Consider the following 16943-nt stretch of genomic DNA (forward strand, 5'->3'; position numbering starts at 1 on the left):
TACGGCAGGACGGGTGATCTCATGGACCTCTCATCCGTCTGCGTCGCTCCATCCGGGATCGAGGGTCGATGATGGGCGACGTGACGCGTCGCAGCTCGGCCGCCCAGGGTGCGCGCGCGGACAGCAGGTCCGCCGCGGGCCTCGTCGGCGTGCGCGCACTCGCCCTGGCTGCGCACCGGCTCGACCGCTGCCGGTCGATCGACGAGGTCGCGCACGTGGCGACGTCCACCGGCATCGAGGTGCTCGACGCGCGGCACGTCGCGTTCTGCCGCATCGACCAGGACACCTGCCGCACCGTCCTGGTGGAGCCGCCGCCGACCGACCCGCGCGCCGTCTGGATGGCGCGGGCCTCCTACCGGGCCGACGACCGCCCCGCGCTGCGCGCCCTCATCCGCGACCGCGCCAGCTKGGTCGCGCACGCCCGGACCGTCCACGACGAGCCGACGGTCCCGGACGACCCCGACGCGGGCGACCCGGTCGAGGTCGACACCCTGCGCGAGCTCGACCTGTCGACGGCCCTCGCCGCGCCGATGATGGTCAACGGCAGCGTCTGGGGCCAGCTGTACGCCGTGCGCGGTCGCCCGGGCCCCCCGTTCCGCGTCGACGACGTCGCGCGCGCCGAGGTGCTCGCCGCCCTCGTCGCCGGGGCGGTCGCGCGCGTCGACCTGGAGGCGCAGGTCCGGCACCTCGTCGCCGACGACCCGCTGACGGGCCTGGCCAACCGCCGCATCGCGGACGCGGAGGCCGAGGCGGCGCTCGAGTCCGGCCACGAGACGTGCATCGTCATGTGCGACGTCGACGGGCTCAAGCGCGTCAACGACGAGCTCGGCCATGACACCGGCGACGACCTGCTGCGCTCCGTGGCGGACGTCCTCGGTCGGGCGGCCGCGGCGCTGCCGGGATCGACCGCGGCGCGCATCGGCGGCGACGAGTTCTGCCTGGTGACCGTCGGCCGGCGGCGTGCCGAGGTCGCGGACGTCATGGCGGCGACGATCGCGACGTTCCCCCTGCCGCACGGTGCGGCGATCTCCTACGGCATCGCCTCGACCGCGGTGACCGGCTCGGTGTCCGCGCGGCACCTGTTCCGGCAGGCCGACACCGCCCAGTACAAGGCCAAGCGCGCCCGGGCACGGGCGCTGCGCTCGCTGGTGCCTGCCGCGGCGGACCCCGCCGTCACGGCCGAGCGGGTGCTGGTCGCCGCGACGGCCGCGATCGTCGCGGCGCAGTCCGGCGTCGTCCCCCGGCTGTGCGCGTTCGCCGCCGCGGCCACCGAGACCCTCGGCGGGTCGGCGTGGGCCGTCCTGACCCGGCGCAGCACGGCCGAGCCGCCGTCCGCGGTGGCCCGGGGCGGGAGCCCGGCGGAGCTGGGTGTCGAGTCGTCCACCGCCGTGGTCATCCACGACCTGTGGCAGGTCGAGATCGGCATGTCCGCCACGGCGGCCACCGGCGAGGTCGTCGCGACCTCCCTCGACGCGCTCGCTGCGGTCGCGATCCTCGGGGCACGCTGACCGCTGCGCACGCCACGGAGCCGCTCCGGCGCCGTCGACGTGGGCCCGCCGCTCGCGCCGCCCGCCTCAGCCGACGCGCGGTGCCGTCGGGCCGCCTCAGCCGTGCAGGGGCAGCGTGAGGGTCGTCGGGGCGCCCTCGACGAGCCGCACGGGCACGCCCCAGTCCTGGGCGTTCAGGTGGCACGCCGGGTACTCGATGGCGGGGTCGGCGTCGCAGCTCGCCGCGTGCGCGGTGACGTGCAGGACGCCCTCCGGGATCGCCGGGTCGAGGCGCAGGACGCGGTCGAGGGGCACGTCGTCGCCGGCGCCGTCGAGCAGCAGCCCGGGCGGGGTCGACGAGACCTGCAGGCGCGTGGACGGTCCGTAGCGGTCGTCGTACTTCTGCCCGGCGGCCGGGGTGAACACCACGTCGAGCCGGACCTCGCCCGGGGACAGCTCGGTGACGGGCCGCTGCGTGCGGTGGGACCCGGAGTCCAGGATCTGGCCGACGAGCGTCGCGGGCAGCGCGATCCGGGTGAGGCGGTGCGCGGCCGACTCGACCACGAGCAGCGTCGACCCGCCGTCGAGCACGACGATCCCGCTGGGCTCCGCCAGGTCGGTGGCCAGCGTCGTGACCTCTCCCTCGGCGTAGCGGCGGACGGCGCCGTTGTAGGTGTCGGCGACGACGACCGACCCGTCGGGCAGGACCGCGACACCGAGCGGGTGCTGCAGGCGCGCCTCGTCGGCGGGGCCGTCCCGGTGGCCGAAGTCGAACAGCCCCTCTCCGACGACGGTGTGCACGGTCCGGCCCACCGGGTCCACCCAGCGCAGCGCCGACGTCTCGGAGTCGGCCAGCCAGACCCGGTCGTCGGCCGCGACGGCGAGCCCGGACGGCTGCGCGAACCACGCCTCGTGCAGGGGGCCGTCGAGCAGCCCCTCGTTCATGGTGCCCCCGAGGAGCTCGATCGAGCCCTGGGTGTCGTCGAACGCCCAGAGCGTGTGGTTGCCGGCCATCGCGACCACGAAGGCGCCTAGCGGCTGCGACCACGCGACGTCCCACGGGGAGGACAGCTTCTGCCGACGGGGACCGGGGACGAAGGGCTCCGTCGACGCCCCTGCCGGCGTCAGGGTCGAGGCGTACGCCGCTACCTCGTCGCCGGGCGACCCGACGACGGGCGTCGACGCGAGCTCCTCGTCGGCCTCGTCCTCGTCCGAGGCGAGGAAGTTGTCCGCCGCGCCCACCATGTACTGCGCGCCGGTCCCGGCCACGGTCGTCACCGTGCCGTCGTCGAGCCGGACGCCCCGCAGCGCGTGGTTCACGGTGTCCGCGACCAGCACGTCGTACCCGAGCGACGGGCGCAGCTCGTCCKGGACCAGGCACAGGCCGTTCGGCTCGCTGAACCGCGCCTCGTCGGGACCGCCGTCCACCAGCCCGCGCTCGCCGGACCCGATGCGCCGGACGAGCGTCTCGCCGTCGGCCTCGAGCTCGGCCAGGCTGTGGTGCCCGGCGTCCGCCACGAGCAGGTGACCGTCGGGCAGGACGATCGCCTTGGCGGGGAACCGGAGCGTCCCCTCGCTCGGCGCGGGCGGGACGTACGGTCCGTCGCCGCGGTGCAGGGTTCCCTTGGCCTCGTGCTCCGCGATCAGCTCGCCCACGAGGATCTCGACGTTGCGCTTGTGCCCCTCGCCGGCCATCTGCGCGACCACGTAGCCCTCGGGGTCGATGACCACCAGCGTCGGCCACGCCCGCGCGGTGTACGCCGACCACGTGACCAGCTGCGGGTCGTCCAGCACCGGATGGTGCACCTCGTAGCGCTCGACGGCCGCGGCCAGCGCCACCGGGTCCGCCTCGTGCACGAACTTGGGGGAGTGCACGCCGACGATGACCAGCACGTCGCGGTGCTGCTCCTCCAGCTCGCGCAGCTCGTCCAGGACGTGCAGGCAGTTGACGCAGCAGAACGTCCAGAAGTCGAGGATGACGATCTTCCCGCGCAGGTCCGCCAGCGTGACGGTGCGGCCGCCGGTGTTCAGCCACCCCCGCCCGACGAGCTCGGACGCACGGACCCGGGGCAGTCTGCTCTCACGCACGGCCCCATTCTCACCTGCCCGGACGCAGAACCGTGCCCGACGTCCGAGGAGGTGGCTGCCAGAGCGCGCAGATCCTCGGACGCACCGCAGAGAGATCCCGGACGTCCGAGCATGTGGTCGCTGGAGCAGCCACTTGCTCGGACGCTGCGCGGGCGGCGGGCGGCGGGTGGCGGGCGGCGGGCGGCGGCGGGTGGGTCAGGTGCGGTCGAGGACGTAGATGCGCGGGTGGTGGCCCTTGGCGAACACCTTCGTCGTGGAGCGGACCCGCCAGAGGGCGTCGGCGTCGCGCAGGCAGCGCTCCATGACCTTGACCTCGTGCGTGAGGACCACGAACCGGGCGCCGGGCGCGGCCGCGTCGTAGGCGGCCTGGAGCATGCCGGCGTGCACCTCGGCGTTGGTGGCGTGGGTGCCGTGGAGCGTGCCCCACGGGGGGTCGGCCAGCAGCAGGTCCCACCCCGTGCCGACGGCCTCGGCCAGGGCGGGGCCGGTGCAGTCGGCCTGGAGGAGGCGCGCCTCGACGGCGCCCGCGCCGAGGTTCTCCGAGGACGCGGTGAGGGCGTCGGCGGACAGGTCCACCCCGGTCGCGTCGGCCGCGGGTCCGGCCGAGAGCCGCTCGACCAGGAGCGTCCCGGAGCCGCACATGAGGTTGAGCACCCGGTCCTGCTCGTCGACGCCGCCCAGGCGCACCATCGCCGCGGCGATCGTCGCGTTCGCGGCACCGGGGAAGTCGGTGACGCGCCACCGTCGCGCGGACAGGGGCCGTGCCCCGACCCGGACCAGGACGTCCCAGCCGGGATCGCCGGACGACCCGGGGCGCAGGCCGCGACGCACCCGCAGGACCAGCTCGCCCTGCGCGTCGTCGTACCGCAGCCCCGTGGCCTCCGCGAGCAGCTCCGCGAGCCGCGCGAACACGCTCGAGTCGCTGCCCGCCGCCTCGAACCGGAACGACGACGAGCTGCCGACGCGGAGCGACGAGTACATGGCGTCGACGATCCGCTGGAGGTGGTCGCCGCTGGTCAGCGACTTGGGGCGAGGGACGTCGAACCGCAGCACGACGAACGCGGCGACCGCCGTGCGCAGGTCCAGGACCGCGCCCAGCGGACCCCAGTGGGACACGTCGAGGGCGTCCTCGCGGCCGGGCACGGGCGTCGGGTCGCCGTCGAGCATGAGCACCTCGGCGGCCTCGTCGGCGAGGACGTCACCGAGGCCGGGCAGGAACGTGAGCTCGAGGCTGGTGGACCGACGGACGGGTGGGCGGGACCGGGGTCGCCGGCCCACGGGGTGGCTGCCGTGGTGCGCGGGTGGAGTTCCGCCGCGTGCGCGCTTCGCCACCGGGTCAGGCCGGCACGGGTGCAGGTGCAGCGGCGTCCGCTCCGACGGCCCGGAGCACGAAGGCCTCCGTCTGCGCGATCGCGCGGTCGCGCTCGGGCCCGTCGACGGGGACGCCCCGCCCGGACAGGCACGCGTTGATGAGCGGCACCGTCACGTCCAGGTCCTGCGACGGGAAGGCGCCGGACTCGATGCCCGCGGCCAGGATCCGGCGCAGGATCTGCTCGACCACCATGACGTGCTCGCGGACGCGCTGCTGGGTCCCGCGCGAGAGCACGGACCGCAGCTCCGGACCGGGCGCCAGGTGGTACACCCTGGTCAGTGCGGCCTGCTGGCGGACGTAGGTCTGGAGCTGCTCGGTCGGGTCCTCGATGTCGTCCAGCGAGCGCTGCAGCGTCGCCGCGTACTGCTCGGTCTCGTGCGTGATGAACCCGAGCAGGAGGGACTCCTTGTCGGGGAAGTGGTTGTAGACGGCGGTGCGTCCGACGCCGGCCGCGGACGCGATCTCGGCGAGCGTGATCGCGTCGAACCCCTGGTCGGCCATGAGCTCCGAGAGGGCCGCGAAGAGCTTCTGGCGGGTCTGCTCGCGGTGCTCGTGCAGGGACCCGCCGATGATCTTGGGCATCGTGACATCATCGCACGTTCTGTCATCAAATGGGTGCGGCGGGTGAAGGGCCCGGCCGGCACCCCCGATAACGGCCGCTGAACCGATAAAAAGTCGGCCGTCCCGCGTGATGACGCGGCGGAAGCGCCGGAATTGTGCACGCATCGGCGGTTCGTGTTCGTACACTCGTCATGCGCGGGGGGCCCTGGGCGGTACCCCGCGCGTGCGTGCGTTCTCGACGGCGCGGTCGGGAGGAGACGAGATGACGGAAGTCGTGGACACCGCCCGTGTGCGTGCTGCGCACGAGCGCTTCGTCACCACCGGCCAGCTGTCCAGCCGCGCGGTCCGCTCCGTCGTCGCCGACTCCTGGCGGCGCAGCCAGCGCAGCGGGGTCGACCCCGAGGTGCAGAACGCGCCCGTCGACATGGGCGGCAGCGACCTCACCGGCTACCGCAGCTCCCTCGCGCTCGCGGCCGCCATGCCCGTGGTCCGGGACCTGCTCGTCGCGCCCGGCGCCGACGCCGGGTGGGTGACCGCGCTGACCGACGACGTCGGCCGGATGCTGTGGGTCGAGGGGGACCAGTCGCTGCGGCGTCGGGTCGAGGGCGTGGGCTTCGTCGAGGGCGGGGTGTGGCGCGAGGACTCCGCCGGCACCAACGCGCTCGGTACCGCCCTGGCCACCGACCGGCCGGTCCAGGTGGTCGAGGCCGAGCACTACGCGCGCAAGGTCCAGCCGTGGAACTGCACGGCCGTCCCCATCCACGCCGCGAGCGGGCAGGTCCTCGGGGTCCTCGACGTCACCGGCGGCTCGATGGTCGCGTCCGGTCTCGTCATGTCGCTGGTCCGCGCCACCGTCGCGGCGGTCGAGGCGGAGCTCGCCCGCGCCGCGCCCGCGCCGACCGAGAAGCACCCCGTCATCGTGCTCAGCGGCTCGACGACCGCACGCCTGCGGGTGCTCGGCACCCCGACGGTGCACATCAACGGCACCGAGCTCCGGCTGAGCCTGCGGCACGCCGAGCTCCTCCTGCTCCTCGCGCGCCACCCCGCCGGGCTCAGCGCCGACGAGCTCGCCGTGCTGCTCAGCGAGCACGAGCTGTCGGACGTCACCGTGCGGGCCGAGGTCTCGCGCCTGCGCCGGCTCGTCGGGCCCCTGCTCAGCGAGTCCCGCCCCTACCGGCTGACGGCGCCGCTGCGCACCGACGTCGACATGGTGCACGCCCTGCTCGACACGGGCGACGTCGACGCGGCCCTCACCGCGTACCCCGGGCCGGTCCTCGCCCGCTCGGTGGCGCCGGGGGTCGAACGGATCCGGGACGAGCTCGCCGCGGATGTGCGCGCGGCCGTGCTCGCCAGTCCGCTGCCCGGCGTCGTGAGCCGCTGGCTCGCCTCCGACGCGGGCGCCGACGACTGGCAGGCCTGGGAGCGGCTGGCCTGGCTGGCGCCCAAGGGGTCGCCGGTGCACGTCCGCGCCGTCGGCCGGCTCGACCTGCTGGGGCACCGTCTGGGAGCGCCCCGGCACGCTTGACGAACCTGTCCAGTTCCGACCTCTCACCTGCAACGTTCCTGCAACGTGCCGCGCCCTACGTTCCTCACGTAGCGAGGCGGCCCTTGCTGGCAGGCGGGCAGACGAGCGGCGGCTGGGCGAGGATCGGAGGGGAACTTCGCCCGGCCGCAGCGCTCGACAGCAAGGGATGACCAGGGGGGCACGATGATCATCGACGCAGGAGAGCCCGGACGCGACGTCGGGCTCGACACGCGCGACGACGGCTGGATCGCGGGCGAGTTCGTGTCGCCCGCCGCGGGGCGCATCGACGAGTCGGTCTTCCGGCAGCGCGACCTGCCGAGCACGCCGTGGTTCATGACGTACTCCGGCTTCGAAGCGGACCACTAGCCTCTCGTCCATGACGAACGAGGAGATCCAGCCCGACACCAAGGACTGGACCTGGGTCCTGTCGCAGCGGTGCCCCGAGTGCGGGTTCACCGCCACCGACGTCGACGGCCCTGCCATCGCCGGCACCGTGCGGGACCTGTCGCCGCGCTGGGTGTCCGCGCTGCACCGCGCCGACGCCCGGGACCGGCCAGACCCGACCACGTGGTCGACGCTCGAGTACGGGGCGCACGTGCGCGACGTGTTCCGGGTCTTCGGTGCACGCCTCGACCTGCTGCTGACGCAGGACGACCCGCTGTTCGAGAACTGGGACCAGGACGCGACGGCGCTCGCCGACCGGTACGACCTCCAGGACCCGCAGGTGGTCGCCGGTGAGCTCGCGGAGGCGGCGGACAGCACGGCCGCCCTGTTCGACTCGGTGGCGGACGACCAGTGGGCCCGGGCGGGCCGGCGGTCGAACGGGTCGGAGTTCACGGTCCTGACGCTGGGGCAGTACTTCCTGCACGACGTGGTCCACCACCTGCACGACGTCCACGCCTAGGAGCGCTGGGCTGGAGTGCAGCGCAGGGTGGGGGCGCGCCAGCGCACCCGCCCGGAGCGGAACGCAAGGTCAGCGCGACCACAAGTACTGTCCACAGGTTCTGTCCACAGCCGTGTGCAACACGGCTGAACCTGTGGACAACTCGCTGACCAGTGCGGACTCGCCGGGTGGCGCGCCGAAACTTCACCCACACGAATTACAACCTGTGTACGGTCCTCCGGCATGAGCCTGCCGCTGGTCGACCTCCCCGGGGAGCTGGACGGCCGTAACGTCCTCGTGGTGCCCCGCGGCACGGACGTCGTCGTCCTGGCCACCGCCTGGTTCCCCGATGCCGCGTGGACGCGCGAGCCGGTGAGCGCCGACGAGGCGGCGAAGTCCCGCCCGATGACGGGCGCGCGGTTCCGGGGGATCTCGGCGGTCGTCACCGAGCCGACGCCGGGTCTGCTGCGGCTGAACGGCGCCGCCTCGCTGGAGGGGCCGGTCCCGGCGGGTCGTGCCGGGGCGCAGGCGGCCGGTCTCGTCGTGCCGKAGGTCGACCTCTACGCCCTGGTCCCAGCCGACCCGCGGGCGTCCCTGGAGCTCGTCTACGGCTGGATGGCGGCCGCCGCGCGCCGGGCGGCCGGCAGCATCGTCCCCGCGGACCGGGCGCACGTCGTCGTGCCCGACCCGGGCGCCGCGGTGGACCTGACCCTCTGGTCGCCCATGCCGCTGTCCGCGCAGGACGCGTTGCCGCTCGTGCGGCCGGCCATGACCGGGGCGCGCGTCGGGCCCACGGACGTGCCGCGCCCGCAGCAGGCGGAGGGGACCCCCGGGCCGCCGACGTTCTCGGTGACCGCGACGTTCGAGTACGACGGGGCGATCACGGTGCGGACCGGGCGCTCGTCCGAGGTCCCGGTAGCCCTGTCGCGGCTGGACTGGCGGGAGTTCGGGCCGTGGTCGTACCACGTGACCTGGATCCCGCCGGAGCCCGAGGAGCTGCGCCTCCCGAACCCGTCGCAGCTGCACCTCATCGCGCGCTCACGGGTGGAGCCCTCGGTCGCGCGCATCGCCGCGGCCCTGTGGCGGGCGGTCGGCGGGACCGTGGTGGACAGCGGCGGGTTCATCGTCCCGCCCGGCGAGCTGCAGCAGCGGGTCACCGCGCCGCGCTGACTACGCGAACGGCTCGCTGCCGCTGGGCACCAGGTCGACCGACACGGTGAGCCGGGAGCCGGAGCCCTCCGTGAAGATGACCCCGCGCAGTGGCGGGACGTCGTCGTAGTCGCGGCCCCACCCGAGCAGGACGTAGCGGTCGTCGACGAGCTGGTCGTTGGTGGGGTCGACCTCCACCCAGCCGGCACCGGGCACCCACGCGGACACCCACGCGTGCGAGGCGTCGGCCCCGCGCAGCTTCTCCCGGCCGGCCGGCGGCCGGGTCTCGATGTAGCCGCTGGAGTACCGCGCGGGCAGCCCGTGCAGGCGCAGCGCGGCGATCATCAGGTGCGCGAAGTCCTGGCACACGCCCGCCTTCTGCGCGAGCAGCTGGGCCTGCGTGGTGTGCACCGTGGTGGACCCCGATCGGTACGCCAGCTCGGTGCGGATCCGGTGCGCCAGCTCGACCAGCACCTCGACCACCGGGCGGTCCGCGGCGAACGTCGGGGCGGCCCACGCGCGGACCTCGTCGGCGAACGTGACGTGCGGCGACGGCAGGAGCGCCTCGCGCAGGTCCACGATGCTGGGGTCCAGCCGGCCCACCTCGCCGGCAGCGACCCGGTGGGCCACGTCGTGCCACCCGACGGTGGGCAGCGCCGCGGGGTCGGGGGCCTGCCGGGTGACCTCGATCGTGGACCGCGAGGTGACGACGAGCCGCGTGTGGGGCGTCGTGACGCCGAAGTACGTGGTGCGGTTGCCGTAGTAGTCGACCCACTGGTTGGTGTCGGCGGGCGTCGGCTCGATCTCGACCGTCGTCGACAGGCACGTCTGCCCCGGGACGTCGCGGGGCGTCATCGTCGTGCGGCCGTAGGAGTCCGTCACCACGTTCGCGTACGAGTACGTGGTGCGGTGCACCAGGTCGTAGGTGCGGGTCACTCGCCACCACCGTCCCGGGCGTCCCAGGGGTCCTCGAGCGCGCGGCTCGGCGAGAGCCTGACGAAGTGCACGCGCTCGATCTCGTCGGCCGCGGAGTGCAGGCGCCAGAGCATCGACTCGAGCGTCTCGGCCAGCCGCGCGCGCCGGCCGTCCTCGGTGACCGCGGTGGCGACGGCGACCGTGTCCACCTCGGCCAGCAGGTCGACGACGTCGGACAGCAGGTGGTCGCGCTGGTCAGGGGCCCGGCCGGCGAGCGGGACGAGGGCGAGGGACTCCTGGAGCCGGTCCAGCTGGTAGGCCAGCGACCGGGGGTTGGTGCCGTCGAGCAGCAGGAGGTCGAGCACCTCCGCCAGGCCGGCACCCGTCTGGTGGCGGCGCCGGTACGTGATCGCCGACTCGTGCGCGAGCAGCACCGACTCGAGCACGACGGCGTCGACGTCGGCGGGCCGCCGCTGCACCACGGTGGCCAGCAGGCTCTCGACCAGGTGCTGTGCCCGCTCGATGCGCCGGCCCGCGTCGAGGAACTGCCAGCCGACGTCCCGCACCAGCCCCTCGGCGGTGATCCCCGCGATGGCCAGCAGCCCTTCGAGCACCTTGTCCAGCGCGGGCCGCAGGCCGGCCGTCACCGTGTTGCCGGCGACGACCCCCAGGTCGAGCGCATCGCGGCCGTGCGTCCGGCCGCGCGTCTTGCTGCGCTCGTCGCGCAGCGCCCGCTCGATGCGCGCGAGCGGTCCGAACGTGTCGGTCGAGAGCTGGTCGCGCACCGCGGCGGCCGCGGCGGCGAGCCGACGGACCGAGCGCGCGACCGTCCCCGCCGTGCGGGGGTCCAGGACCAGGTCCCGGAACGACGGCGCGCTCCCCTCCGTGGGGGTCAGCGAGGAGATGAGCACGTCGAGCGCTCGGCCGCCCGCGGACGCCGGCCGACGGTGGAAGTCGTCCCAGCGGTCGACCACGACGCGCAGCACCCGGCTGGCGTCCTCCGCGCGCTCGGCGTAGCGGCCCATCCAGTACAGGTTCTCCGCGGTGCGCGGCGAGATGCCGGTCGCGGGGCGGCGCGGCGTCGCGACCTCGCCCGCGGCCGACTCGTCGGACGGCACCCACGGCTCGACCGGCGTGTCCGGCTGCGTCGAGAGCACCCACACGTCCTTCGCGGCGGCGCCCAGCGAGGAGGACACGACGTGCCCCTCCGCGACGCGCGCGAGCCCGCCGGCCAGGACCGTGTACGACCCGGCGTGCGCGACGGCATAGGTCCGCAGCACGGCGGCCCGCGGACCCAGGTCGGCCGGACCGACGCCCTCCGCGGACGGCAGGTCGCTGCCGACGCCGACGGGCATCCCGTCGACCGTCGGACCGGCCGGGCCCACCGGCTCCTGGCCCACCCACTGCCACGGCTCGGCGCTGATCCGGGCGGCCAGCTGCTCGCGCTCGCGGTGGCTCAGGGTCCAGCCGAGGATCGTGCCGACGTCGGTGCCGCGGACGGTCGGCAGCACGACGAGCCGTTCGAGGTGGGTCAGGACGTGCTGCAGGGACCGGGGCTCGCCGCACCACCAGGTGGGCGCCGACGCGAGCGCGAGGTCCTGGTCGAGCACCGCGTTCGCCAGCCGCGGCAGGTAGGTGAGCAGGGCCGGGTTCTCCAGCACCGAGCTGCCGAGGGGGTTCACCACGCTCACCGTCCCGGCGCGCACCGCCCGGACCAGGCCGGGCACGCCGAGGCGCGACCCCTGCCGCAGGTCCAGCGGGTCGCACCACTCGGCGTCGACGCGCCGCAGCACCACGTCCACGGGCTCGAGGCCCTCGACCCCGCGCATCCACACCCGGCCGTCGCGGACCAGCAGGTCGGACCCCTCCACCAGCGGCAGGCCGAGCATCGACGCCAGGTAGGCCTGGTCGAACGCGGTCTCGCTGGACGGCCCCGAGGTGAGCAGGACGACGCGCGGCTGCTCGGCGCGCCCCGGTGCGACGTCCCGCAGCGCGAGCCGCAGCGCGCGGAAGAACGGTCCGAGGCGCTGGATGGACGCCTGCCGGTACACCCCCGACAGGACCTGCGACACGACGCGCCGGTCCTCCATGGCGTACCCGACGCCCGACGGAGCCTGGGTCCGGTCCGCGACCGCGCACCACCCGCCCGCGCCGTCGCGCACCAGGTCCGTCGCGGTGAGCACCAGCTCGCGCCCGCCGGGCAGCCGCAGGCCGTCGACCGCCCGCACGAACCCGGGGTGACCGAGCACGACCGTCGGCGGCAGGAGCTTGTCGGTCAGCAGCAGCCGGTGGCCGTACGCGTCCTGGAGGATCGCGTCCAGCAGCTCGGCGCGCTGCACCAGCGCGGCGTCCAGGCGAGCCCACTCCGGCTCGTCGACGATGACCGGCAGCGGGTCCAGGTGCCAGGGGTGCTCCCCGTCCTCGGAGTCCGCGCCGTACGTGACGCCGTGGTCGGCGAGCAGGCGCTCGGCCTCGTCGCGAGCCCGCGCCAGGCCGTGCTCCGTGGGGACGTCCGCGGGGTCGGGCAGCCACGACCAGTCGGCGCGGTGGTCGACCACACCCGACTCGCCCTGCAGGCGGGGGGAGGAGAGCAGGTCGGTCACACACAGGAGTGTGTCCTACGACGGCGCGCTACCGTCCAGCGGCCCGCCGGAGCGGGTCACAGCAGGCGCGCGTCGGGCGTCACGTCCTGCACGGAGACGTCGACCCGGACCCGGTCGAGCGGCGGCGCGGTGAGCCCGAGCGTCTCGGCGACGGACGTCGCGGCGAGGCGGCGGACCTCGTCGGCCAGGGGCACCAGCGGCGTCCCGTAGAGGGCGACGAGCTCGACGGTGAGGCGGTCCAGCTCGCCCTCGGCCGTGGTGGTGCAGGTGATCCGCAGGACCCCGGCGTCGGCCACGGTCGCCAGCGCGGCGTGCACGCGGGACACCAGGACCGTCGACGCCACGAGGAGGGCGCCGTCCGGCAGCACACCGCGGACCGGGGCGGAGGGTCGGAACGCGCGGACGGCGACCGCGACCACGTCGTCGCGCAGGGCGACCCAGCCGCTGTCGGTGTGCTCGCGCAGCGTGCGGGCGGCCTGCGCGAGGAGCTGGTCCCCGTTCATCGCCACACCTCCATCCGCCGGACCAGGTGCCCGCGTGCCCGGTGGAGCTGGCCACGGACCGTGCTCGTCGTCGTTCCTGACACCTCGGCGATCTGCTCGTACGACAGACCCTCGACCTCCCGGAGCAGCCAGGTCGAGCGCGGTCCGGGGGGAAGCTCCCGCAGCGCCGCGTTCAGCGCCTCGAGCAGGTCCGTGCCCTCGGCCGAGGCCTCCGGGTCCACCGCGCGGGAGTCGACCTCGTCGACCGGGACGAACGGTAGCGGCAGTGCGGTGCGGGTCCGTCGGCGTTGCAGCGACCGCACCTTGTGCGCCGTGATGGCGAACAGCCAGGTGCGCAGCGACGACCGGCCCGCGAACTGCGGCAACGAGGTCCACGCGGCGGCGAACGCCTCCTGGACGCAGTCCTCGGTGTCCTGTGGATCATCGAGCATCCGACGGGCATAGCGATAGAGCGCCGGACCATGTCGGTCGACGATCACCCGGAACGCGGCGCGGTCCAGCAGCGCCGCCCGGCGGGCGAGCACCTCGTCCGGGATCTCGTCTGCGTCCATCCCGAGCAGCGTGCGTCCGACGGGCGGCAACCGCATCCTGAGGAATGTGACCCAGGTCACATCGGAGGTCCGTGACGAATCGGGCGCACCGGCGACCAACCGTGTGTACGTCACCAGCCGAGAGAGGTCACCATGAGCGAGTCCGCCACGACCGTCACCGCCCCTGCCGCCCGCGTCCGCCAGAGTGCGCTCGTCACGCCCGAGGGCAGCACCACCATCGCGGACACGGTGGTCAGCAAGATCGCCGGCATCGCGGCGAACGAGGTCACCGGGGTGCACTCCCTCGGCGGCGGCACCGCCCGAGCGATCGGCAACCTGCGCGAGCGCATCCCGGGCGCCCGGACCAACCACTCGCAGGGTGTCTCCGTCGAGGTGGGCGAGACCGAGGCGGCCGTCGACCTCGACCTGGTCGCCGAGTACGGCGTCTCGATCGCCGACCTGGCCGACGGCATCCGGCGCAACGTCATCAGCGCGGTCGAGCGCATGACCGGGCTGCACGTGGTGGAGGTCAACGTGACCGTCAACGACGTGCACCTGCCGCAGGACGACGCGCAGCCGGCCGCCCCGCAGGAGCAGCGGGTCCAGTGACCGACGTCCCGGAGCAGGTGCCGACGCCGCTCGAGGTGGCGCAGGACGTCGCGCCCCTCGACCTCGTCGAGCCCGCCGAGGTCGTCGTGCTCGACGACGTCATCCCGGAGCCGCTCACCCCCGCCGAGGTCGTCGCCGCAGCCGTCCTGGCCGTCCCCGGCGTCGTCCGGCTGCACGGCGGGCGCTTCGGTGAGCTCGGCACGTACCTGCCCGGCCGCCGGGTCACGGGAGTCCGGATCGACGACGAGGGCACCGAGGTGCACGTCGTCGTGTCCGACCTCGTCCCCGTGCCCGCCACGGCGGCGCGGGTCCAGCGGGCCGTCTCCGCGGTCGCGCCCATGCCCGTCCGCGTCCACGTCGAGGACATCGACACCATCGTCTGAGGAGCCACCGTGTCATCTGTCGCCATCGGGCTGTTCGCCGGCCTGCTGCTCGCCCTCGTCGCCGCCGTCGGCGGGTTCGACATGTTCGTGCTCGCGCTCGTCCTCGCCGCCGCCGGCGTCGTCGTCGGGCTCGCGGTCGACGGCCGGATCGACGTCTCCGGCCTGCTGTCCGGCCGCGGCCGTGGCTGACGCCCCGGACGCGCGGGGGACGCTCACCGTCGCCGACCGCGCCCTCACACGCATCGCGCGCCAGGTGACCCTCGACGTGCCCGGCGTCGCGCCCGAGGAGGCGTCGGTCGGCACCGTCGAGCGCACGCTCGGGCGCGGCTACCCGCGCGTGCGGTGGCAGCGGGCGGGCACCAAGGCCCGCGTCGAGGTGGAGGTGGCGATCACGTGGCCGGCCTCGGCCGCCGAGGTGACCACCGACGTCCAGACCGCGCTGCACCGGGAGCTCCAGCGGCTCGCGGGCCAGGACCTCGCGCACGTCAGCGTCGCGGTCCGCGAGGTCGTCCGGGCCGCCGCATCCGCCCGACCGGTCGCGAGGGTGCGATGACCCAGGTGGACGCCCCGCACGGGTTCGCCCCCGCTGCCGCGGCAACCCGGGCCGGCCGGGTCGCCTGGTGGAGCATCGCGCTCGCGGTCCTGCTCGTCGCCCTGGGGGTGCTCGTGGTCCGCGAGGCTCTCGTCGCCGCGGGGCGCATCGAGGGTGAGCCCTGGATCGCTCCCGTCGTCGACAGCGTCGACGGTCTCGTGCCGTCGGTGCCGGTCGCCGTCGTCGGAGTCGTCGTCGCCCTGCTGGGGCTGTGGCTCGTCGTCGTCGCCCTCGGCCGTCGCGTCCGCACCCGGCTGGACGTGACGTCCTCCACCGGCACGACCCTCGGCCTCGGCGACGCCGCACGGCTCGCGGCGTCCGCCGCGGACGAGGTCGACCGCGTGCTGTCCGCGCGGGCGTCGGCCACGCGGCGGGCGGTGACCGTCACGGTGACCACGCTGGAGGGCGACGACGTCGCGGACGCCGTCCGCGCCGCCGTCACCGAGCGTCTGGCACCGCTGGTCCAGCCACTGTCGGTCAAGGTCGTCGGTCGCGTGACAGCCGGCCTGCACGCGGGGGGTGACGGACGATGAGGCGGTCGATCCTGGCGTTCGACCGGGTGCTCGTCCTGCTGCTCGGCCTCGTGCTCGTCGTGGTCGGGGTGGCCGCCGTGGGGTGGCAGACCGGCTTCCTGGCATCGGTGTGGCCGGAGGTCCCCGACGAGATCACCGTCGACACCGGGCAGGTCACCGAGGGGTCGAGCTTCGCGGTGGTGGCCGGTGTGGTCGGGGTCGCGCTCGTGGTCATCGGGCTGTGGTGGCTGCTGGCGCACCTGCCGCGACGGTCCGTCGGGTCGCTCCGCCTCCCGTCCGGGGAGCAGCCGGGCAGGCTCGTCGTCGAGCCGGGACCGGCCGTCGCGACCGCCGCGGAGGTGCTGGCGGACGACCCGCTGATCCGGTCCGCCCGCGGATCCGTGCTGGCCGACCGGGGCGAGCTCGTCGTGCGGCTGCGCGCGACGGTCGACCCGGACGCCGACCTCGGTGCGGTCGTCGCCGCGTGCGACGGCGTGCTCGCCGACCTCGCGCACGTCCTGCCCACCGACCAGCTGCGCTCCCGCGTGGAGCTGTCGGTGCTGCGCCGCGGGGAGGTCGGGCCGCGGGTTCGCTGACTGCGCGTCGGCGGTCGGGTGGAGACTCGACGCACACGAGCGCAGGAGGCACCGATGGGTCGGGATGCTGTCACCGGATGGGTCGAGCGGTACGAGCAGGCGTGGCGGGCGCAGGACGTGGACGGCCTGGACCGGCTGTTCGCGGAGGACGCGCGCTACCTGCGCTCGCCCTACGACGCGGAGCCGCTGGAAGGGCTCGACGCGATCAAGGGGTTCTGGGCGGACGACACCCCGTTCACCATGACGGCCACGGTCGTCGCGGCGGACGGCCCTGACGCCGTCGTCAGGGTCGAGGTCCGGTACGGGGGCGACAAGCCGCAGGAGTACCGGGACCTGTGGGTGCTGCGGTTCGGGCCGGACGGGCGCGCCGAGCTGTTCGAGGAGTGGGCCTACTGGCCCGAGAAGACGTACACGACCTCGGACTGACGCGCGGGGCTCAGTGCAGCAACGAGACGATCTCCCACGCCTCGGGGTCGGGCTGGGCGGCGATCTGCTCGCGCGCGAGCGCGAACGCCTCCTCAGGTGTCGGGACGACGACGCTCGCGTGGAACGTCGTCGCGCTGCTCAGCACGCTGTACAGCGGGCCCAGGGGGTTGCCGTCGTCGTCGCACGTGCCGACGGCGACGATGAACGCC

20 protein-coding genes are annotated in these 16943 nt (G+C 74.7%); 12 read left to right on the forward strand and 8 right to left on the reverse strand.

The features are described 5' to 3' along the window. Positions 1-71 precede the first annotated feature (71 nt). A complete protein-coding gene (locus ACXJKF_RS20930; RefSeq protein WP_456789691.1) occupies positions 72-1508 on the forward strand; it encodes a diguanylate cyclase domain-containing protein in 1437 nt (478 codons plus the stop codon). 96 nt (positions 1509-1604) lie between these two features. On the opposite strand, the gene ACXJKF_RS20935 is transcribed toward ACXJKF_RS20930, so the two are convergent. The 3 genes from ACXJKF_RS20935 to ACXJKF_RS20945 all read right to left on the reverse strand — a co-directional run bounded on the left by ACXJKF_RS20935 (position 1605) and on the right by ACXJKF_RS20945 (position 5529). After that, positions 1605-3575, reverse strand: a complete 1971-nt coding sequence (locus ACXJKF_RS20935) for an NHL domain-containing thioredoxin family protein (protein ID WP_456789668.1) — start codon at positions 3573-3575, stop codon at positions 1605-1607. 195 nt (positions 3576-3770) lie between these two features. Beyond that, complete coding sequence (locus tag ACXJKF_RS20940) at positions 3771-4853, reverse strand: methyltransferase (protein ID WP_456789669.1); 1083 nt, start codon at positions 4851-4853, stop codon at positions 3771-3773. Positions 4854-4911: 58 nt separating this feature from the next. Continuing rightward, entirely contained in the window at positions 4912-5529 is a 618-nt protein-coding gene (locus tag ACXJKF_RS20945; protein WP_456789671.1) for a TetR/AcrR family transcriptional regulator, read from the reverse strand. A 241-nt stretch (positions 5530-5770) separates the two neighbouring features. Here ACXJKF_RS20945 and ACXJKF_RS20950 point away from each other — a divergent pair, with 241 nt between their 5' ends. The 4 genes from ACXJKF_RS20950 to ACXJKF_RS20965 all read left to right on the forward strand — a co-directional run bounded on the left by ACXJKF_RS20950 (position 5771) and on the right by ACXJKF_RS20965 (position 9086). After that, positions 5771-7033 (forward strand): transcriptional regulator, encoded by a 1263-nt coding sequence (locus ACXJKF_RS20950; RefSeq protein WP_456789673.1) that lies wholly within the window; start codon positions 5771-5773, stop codon positions 7031-7033. A 183-nt stretch (positions 7034-7216) separates the two neighbouring features. Beyond that, positions 7217-7399 (forward strand): hypothetical protein, encoded by a 183-nt coding sequence (locus ACXJKF_RS20955; RefSeq protein ID WP_456789674.1) that lies wholly within the window; start codon positions 7217-7219, stop codon positions 7397-7399. A 10-nt stretch (positions 7400-7409) separates the two neighbouring features. After that, entirely contained in the window at positions 7410-7937 is a 528-nt protein-coding gene (locus ACXJKF_RS20960; RefSeq protein WP_456789676.1) for a DinB family protein, read from the forward strand. Positions 7938-8159: 222 nt separating this feature from the next. Continuing rightward, positions 8160-9086 carry a hypothetical protein gene (locus ACXJKF_RS20965; protein WP_456789677.1) on the forward strand — a complete coding sequence of 309 codons (927 nt, stop codon included), beginning with the start codon at positions 8160-8162 and terminating at the stop codon, positions 9084-9086. On the opposite strand, the gene ACXJKF_RS20970 is transcribed toward ACXJKF_RS20965, so the two are convergent. The 4 genes from ACXJKF_RS20970 to ACXJKF_RS20985 are packed head-to-tail and all read right to left on the reverse strand — an operon-like array spanning position 9087 to position 13637. Next, positions 9087-10001, reverse strand: a complete 915-nt coding sequence (locus ACXJKF_RS20970; protein ID WP_456789678.1) for a transglutaminase family protein — start codon at positions 9999-10001, stop codon at positions 9087-9089. Then, complete coding sequence (locus ACXJKF_RS20975) at positions 9998-12583, reverse strand: circularly permuted type 2 ATP-grasp protein (protein ID WP_456789680.1); 2586 nt, start codon at positions 12581-12583, stop codon at positions 9998-10000. Before ACXJKF_RS20975 ends, ACXJKF_RS20970 begins: the two co-directional genes overlap by 4 nt. Before the next feature lie 56 nt (positions 12584-12639). Then, on the reverse strand, positions 12640-13086 hold the full coding sequence (locus tag ACXJKF_RS20980; RefSeq protein ID WP_456789681.1) for a hypothetical protein: 447 nt from the start codon (positions 13084-13086) through the stop codon (positions 12640-12642). Further along, positions 13083-13637 (reverse strand): RNA polymerase sigma factor, encoded by a 555-nt coding sequence (locus tag ACXJKF_RS20985; protein ID WP_456789682.1) that lies wholly within the window; start codon positions 13635-13637, stop codon positions 13083-13085. The genes ACXJKF_RS20980 and ACXJKF_RS20985 overlap by 4 nt, the downstream gene beginning before the upstream one ends. 132 nt (positions 13638-13769) lie before the next feature. On the opposite strand from ACXJKF_RS20985, the gene ACXJKF_RS20990 reads away from it, so the two are divergent. The 7 genes from ACXJKF_RS20990 to ACXJKF_RS21020 are packed head-to-tail and all read left to right on the forward strand — an operon-like array spanning position 13770 to position 16734. After that, a complete protein-coding gene (locus tag ACXJKF_RS20990) occupies positions 13770-14225 on the forward strand; it encodes an Asp23/Gls24 family envelope stress response protein (RefSeq protein ID WP_456789683.1) in 456 nt (151 codons plus the stop codon). Further along, a complete protein-coding gene (locus ACXJKF_RS20995) occupies positions 14222-14608 on the forward strand; it encodes a hypothetical protein (protein ID WP_456789684.1) in 387 nt (128 codons plus the stop codon). The genes ACXJKF_RS20990 and ACXJKF_RS20995 overlap by 4 nt, the downstream gene beginning before the upstream one ends. A gap of 9 nt (positions 14609-14617) precedes the next feature. Continuing rightward, positions 14618-14797, forward strand: a complete 180-nt coding sequence (locus ACXJKF_RS21000) for a hypothetical protein (protein WP_456789685.1) — start codon at positions 14618-14620, stop codon at positions 14795-14797. Then, a complete protein-coding gene (locus ACXJKF_RS21005) occupies positions 14790-15161 on the forward strand; it encodes an Asp23/Gls24 family envelope stress response protein (protein ID WP_456789686.1) in 372 nt (123 codons plus the stop codon). The genes ACXJKF_RS21000 and ACXJKF_RS21005 overlap by 8 nt, the downstream gene beginning before the upstream one ends. After that, positions 15158-15733: a DUF6286 domain-containing protein gene (locus ACXJKF_RS21010; RefSeq protein WP_456789687.1), complete on the forward strand. Its 576-nt coding sequence runs from the start codon at positions 15158-15160 to the stop codon at positions 15731-15733. The genes ACXJKF_RS21005 and ACXJKF_RS21010 overlap by 4 nt, the downstream gene beginning before the upstream one ends. Continuing rightward, the gene (locus ACXJKF_RS21015; RefSeq protein ID WP_456789688.1) at positions 15730-16308 is read left to right on the forward strand and encodes a hypothetical protein; all 579 of its coding nucleotides are present in this window, start codon (positions 15730-15732) and stop codon (positions 16306-16308) included. Before ACXJKF_RS21010 ends, ACXJKF_RS21015 begins: the two co-directional genes overlap by 4 nt. A 54-nt stretch (positions 16309-16362) precedes the next feature. Beyond that, a complete protein-coding gene (locus ACXJKF_RS21020; protein WP_456789689.1) occupies positions 16363-16734 on the forward strand; it encodes a nuclear transport factor 2 family protein in 372 nt (123 codons plus the stop codon). Positions 16735-16744: 10 nt separating this feature from the next. Here the strand turns inward: ACXJKF_RS21020 and ACXJKF_RS21025 are convergent. Then, the coding region (locus tag ACXJKF_RS21025) for a hypothetical protein (protein ID WP_456789690.1) at positions 16745-16943 on the reverse strand (199 nt) is incomplete at its 5' end.

Source organism: Cellulomonas sp. P5_C5, assembly GCF_054049655.1.